This window comes from Pseudooceanicola lipolyticus, from assembly GCF_002786325.1.
Taxonomy (GTDB): domain Bacteria; phylum Pseudomonadota; class Alphaproteobacteria; order Rhodobacterales; family Rhodobacteraceae; genus Pseudooceanicola_C; species Pseudooceanicola_C lipolyticus.
In genome coordinates, this window is the sequence record NZ_PGTB01000238.1 from 1 (window position 1) to 4,311 (window position 4,311).

Annotated in this window: 6 protein-coding genes; 2 read left to right on the top strand and 4 right to left on the bottom strand. The window is 68.0% G+C overall.

The annotated features are described in order from the left end of the window. Together CVM52_RS23985 and CVM52_RS23990 are read left to right on the top strand one after the other, a co-directional pair. Positions 1-685, top strand: a 685-nt coding sequence (locus CVM52_RS23985; RefSeq protein ID WP_133119967.1) for a CHAT domain-containing protein, incomplete at its 5' end; no start/stop codon positions are given. A 99-nt stretch (positions 686-784) separates the two neighbouring features. After that, positions 785-1,747 carry an acetyl-CoA carboxylase carboxyltransferase subunit alpha gene (locus CVM52_RS23990; RefSeq protein WP_100164837.1) on the top strand — a complete coding sequence of 321 codons (963 nt, stop codon included), beginning with the start codon at positions 785-787 and terminating at the stop codon, positions 1,745-1,747. Positions 1,748-1,750: 3 nt separating this feature from the next. Here the strand turns inward: CVM52_RS23990 and CVM52_RS27185 are convergent, their stop codons facing one another. The 4 genes from CVM52_RS27185 to CVM52_RS24010 form a co-directional block, all read right to left on the bottom strand. Then, the gene (locus CVM52_RS27185; RefSeq protein WP_172721080.1) at positions 1,751-2,137 is read right to left on the bottom strand and encodes a GFA family protein; all 387 of its coding nucleotides are present in this window, start codon (positions 2,135-2,137) and stop codon (positions 1,751-1,753) included. A 94-nt stretch (positions 2,138-2,231) separates the two neighbouring features. Continuing rightward, entirely contained in the window at positions 2,232-3,122 is an 891-nt protein-coding gene (locus tag CVM52_RS24000; RefSeq protein WP_100164840.1) for a cation diffusion facilitator family transporter, read from the bottom strand. Positions 3,123-3,214: 92 nt separating this feature from the next. Continuing rightward, entirely contained in the window at positions 3,215-3,862 is a 648-nt protein-coding gene (locus CVM52_RS24005) for a GntR family transcriptional regulator (RefSeq protein WP_100164839.1), read from the bottom strand. Positions 3,863-3,921: 59 nt separating this feature from the next. Then, on the bottom strand, positions 3,922-4,311 hold a 390-nt coding region (locus CVM52_RS24010; protein ID WP_133119968.1), incomplete at its 5' end, for a M48 family metallopeptidase.

The window sequence follows — 4,311 nt, forward strand, 5'->3', positions numbered from 1 at the left end:
GGCGCCGCCTGCGGATCGGCCGCTGACCTCGGCCGCTCCCGGCGAGGTGGCGCTGGCCGATGTGGGGTTCCTTTCCACGCTGCCGCGCCTGCCGGATTCCCTGTGCGAGCTTGAGGCGATCGGCGCCGGGTTCGACAGCGGTGGCAGCCGGCTGGTGACCGGCGCCGCCGCCACCGAGACCCGCATCAAACAGATGGATGCGCGCGGCGCGCTGGCAGAATTCGACGTGTTGGTCTTTGCCACCCACGGGCTGACGGCGGGCGAGGCCGGCGCCGCTGCGCCCGGGCTGGTCCTAACCCCGCCGCAAAGCGCCAGCCTGGAGGATGACGGCCTGCTGAGCGCGGCGGAAATCGCCATGCTGGACCTGGACGCACAGCTGGTGGTGCTGTCGGCCTGTAACACCGCCGCCGGGGCGAATGTGGGGGAGGACGGGTTGTCCGGCCTGGCCCGCGCCTTTTTCCACTCCGGCGCGCGGTCGCTGCTGGTCACCCATTGGTCGGTCTATTCCGAAGCGGCGGTGGCGCTCAGCACCGGGCTGTTCGCCCAGATCCGCGCCGAACCCGATCTCGGCTTTTCCCGGGCGCTGCAACGGGCGACGCTGGACATCCTGAACGATCCCGGCCGTCCCGACCTGCACCATCACCCGGCCTACTGGGCGGCCTTCTCGATTGTCGGGGCCAGTTGACCGCCGCACCAGCAGCTGTCGCACCGCCTTCGTCTGCCGAGTTGCATTGCCGCCGTCCCACGGTCATATACGGGGCACCGGAACAGCAACGGATCGGTGATGACCCAGTATCTGGATTTCGAAAAGTCGCTTGCCGAGATCGAAGGCAAGGCCGAGGAACTGCGCGCGCTGGCCCGCGCCAATGAAGAAATGGACGTGGCCGACGAAGCCGCCGCCCTGGATCTCAAAGCGGCCAACATGCTCAAGGATCTGTACAAGGATCTGACGCCCTGGCGGAAATGCCAGGTGGCGCGGCACCCGGAGCGGCCGCATTGCCGCGATTATATCAACGCGCTGTTCACCGAATACACGCCGCTGGCCGGCGACCGCAACTTCGCCGACGATCACGCGGTGATGGGCGGGCTGGCCCGGCTGGATGACATGCCGGTGATGGTGATCGGCCATGAAAAGGGCCACGACACCAAAAGCCGGATCGAGCATAATTTCGGCATGGCCCGCCCCGAGGGCTATCGCAAGGCGATCCGGCTGATGCAGCTGGCCGGCCGCTTTGGCGTGCCGGTGGTGACGCTGGTGGACACACCCGGCGCCTATCCCGGCAAGGGCGCGGAAGAGCGCGGCCAGTCCGAGGCGATCGCGCGCGCCACCGAAACCTGCCTGCAGATCCCCGTGCCGCTGGTCAGCGTGATCATCGGCGAAGGCGGCTCCGGCGGCGCGGTGGCCTTTGCCACCGCCAACCGGGTGGCGATGCTGGAACATTCGATCTATTCGGTGATCAGCCCCGAAGGCTGCGCTTCGATCCTGTGGAAGGATTCCGAAAAGATGCGCGAGGCCGCCGAGGCATTGCGCCTGACCGCACGCGACCTGCTGGACCTGGGCGTGGTCGACCGGGTGATCCCCGAACCCGGCGGCGGCGCGCATCGCGACGCCAAAAAGACCATCGAATCGGTCGGCAAGGCCATTTCCGCCCTGCTGAAAGAGCTGAAGAAGAAGGATGGCGCCGCGCTGGTCAAGGACCGGCGGCAAAAATTCCTCAAGATGGGGTCGAAAGGTCTGGCCGCCTGAGCCTCAGGCCGGCTTGCGGGGCAGATCATCGGCCGGGGTGACCCAGGCCACCCGCTCGTCCCAGTGCACATGGCCCTGTGGCGCGAAATCGGAATGGTCGTCCAGCAGCGCGGCATAGAAATGGATCTCGTCCGGATAGCGGTCGGCCTCGAAGGCCACCGGGGCGCCGCAGGTGCCGCAGAACGACCGCCGCACGCCGGGGCTGGACCGGTAGACCTTGGGCGTTGCCCCGGTCCAGGCCCATTGGCCGTTTGAAACGCCCAAAAAGGTGGTAAAGGCCGAGGCGGTCTGCCGCCGGCAGGATTCGCAATGGCAATGCACCCGCCAGTTCTCCGCGCCCTCATAGGCAAAGCTGACCGCCCCGCACAGGCATCGTCCGGTTTTTTCCATGGTATCGCTCCCTCTGGCTGCCGGGCCGCACCGCCCGGCGGCGATGACATCTGAGCGGAAGTTTACCGCAACCCGGCCCGCAACGCGAAACCGGTCATCCCAGCACCGGGATTCCGCTGGTCTTGGCCTTGTGGCCGGGTTCGACATGGATGGTGATGCTGGCATCCGGCACCGCGCGGGCCAGCGCCGCCTCGACCCGGTCGCAGACCTCATGCGCGTCCGACACGGTGGTATCGCCCGGCACAACCAGGTGGAAATCGATGAAGGTCGCCTGCCCGGCATGGCGGGTGCGCAGGTCATGCGCCTGCACCGCGCCGCCGGCCTGGGTCGAGATCACCTCGCGGATCACCGCCAGGGTGGCGTCGGGCACCGCCTCGTCCAGCAGCCCGCTGACCGATTCGCGGATCAGCTTGCCGCCCGACCACAGGATGTTCACCGCGACCAGCGTCGCCATCAGCGGATCCAGCAGCCACCAGCCGGTGACCACCGCCAGCAGCAGGCCCAGCGCCGCGCCGGCCGAGGTGATCACATCGGCGCGCAGATGCTTGCCATCGGCGATCAGCGCCGGCGAACGTTCCCGCCGGCCATGCACCAGCAGCACCCGGCACCAGGCCGCGTTCAGCACCGTGGCCACCGCATTGATCAGCAGCCCGCCCAAGGGCGCCTCCAGGGCGCGGGGCGACAGGAACCCGGTATAGGCCTCGCGCAGGATCAGCAGCGCGGCGATCACGATCATCACGCCTTCGATCACCGCGCTCAGCAACTCGGCCTTGTGATGGCCATAGGGGTGGTTGGCATCGGCGGGCCGCGCCGCAACCCGCACCGCGATCAGCGCGGCAAAGGCGGCCACCACGTTTACCGTGCTTTCCAGCGCATCGGACAACAGCGCCACCGACCCGGTCATCCACCAGGCCAGCGTCTTGAGTCCCAGTACGACAAGGCCCAGAACCAGGCTGCCCAGCGCAAGTTTGATGATCGTGGTCACCGCGGCATCCCCACCGGTTGAGTCCACAATCTACCAGAGCGGCAGCATTCCCGGCAACCTGTTGAATTCGCTTGTGATAATCACTCGCATTCTCACGTGGTCAGCAGCCGCAGCCCCTGCGTCACATCCGAGCGCACCGCCAGCCTAAGGCCCGGTTCGTCGCCGGCCTTCAACGCCGCGATGATCAGCTTGTGATAATGCGGCGGATCGGTGCGGCGCAGACGGCCATAGAGCGCGCGCATCGTCGGCCCCAGCTGCAGCCACACGGTTTCGGCCATGGCCAGCATCGCCGGCGCCTGCGCGCGCAGGTACAGCGTGCGGTGAAACTCCAGGTTGGTGCGGATATAGCCCACGGCGTCGCGGTTCACGATCACCTCGGCGATGGTGGTGTTGATCATCTGCAGCCGGTCGATCAGCGCCATATGGGCGCGCGGCAGCGCCCGGCTGGCCAGCTCCACCTCCAGCAGGGCACGCAGCGCCGCCAGTTCCTCGATCCGCTCGCTGGTCAGTTCGGGGGTCGAGACCCGGCCCGAGCTGGACAGGAACAGCGCCCCCTCGGCCACCAGGCGGCGCACCGATTCGCGCGCGGGGGTCATCGACACGCCGAATTCCTTGCCGATCCCCCGCAGGGTCAGCGCCTCGCCCGGCGCAATTTCGCCATGCATGATGCGGGTCCGCAACGTGCGATACACGCGGTCATGGGCGGCGGGGGCGGCCTCGGCAGGGCGGGATGTGATCATGACCCGCAGTTGTGATCACATCCCTGGCAGCGGTCAAGCGCCAAGCGCCGGTTCGTGCCTCAGAACCGGTAGCGGTGCAGCGTCTCGCCCTCGCGGCGCAGCCAGGCGCGCGGTTCGGCATAGGGCCCGTGGATGCGCTCGACCAGCGCCCAGAAGGCCGGCGAATGGTTCATCTCACGCAGATGGGCAACCTCATGCGCGGCGACATAGTTCAGCACCCGGGGCGGCGCCATGATCAGCCGCCAGGAAAACATCAGCCGCCCGTCCGAGGTGCAGGATCCCCATCGCGAGCGGGTATCGCGCAGGGTGATCCGGTCATATTTCCGGCCCAGCGCCACGGCATAGCGGTCGGAGGCCGCGGTCAGCCGGTCGCGCGCCAGCTCCTTCAGCCAGGCCTGCAGACGGGGGCCGCAGGCGCCCGCCGGCACCGCGATGCTGTCGTCGTCCAG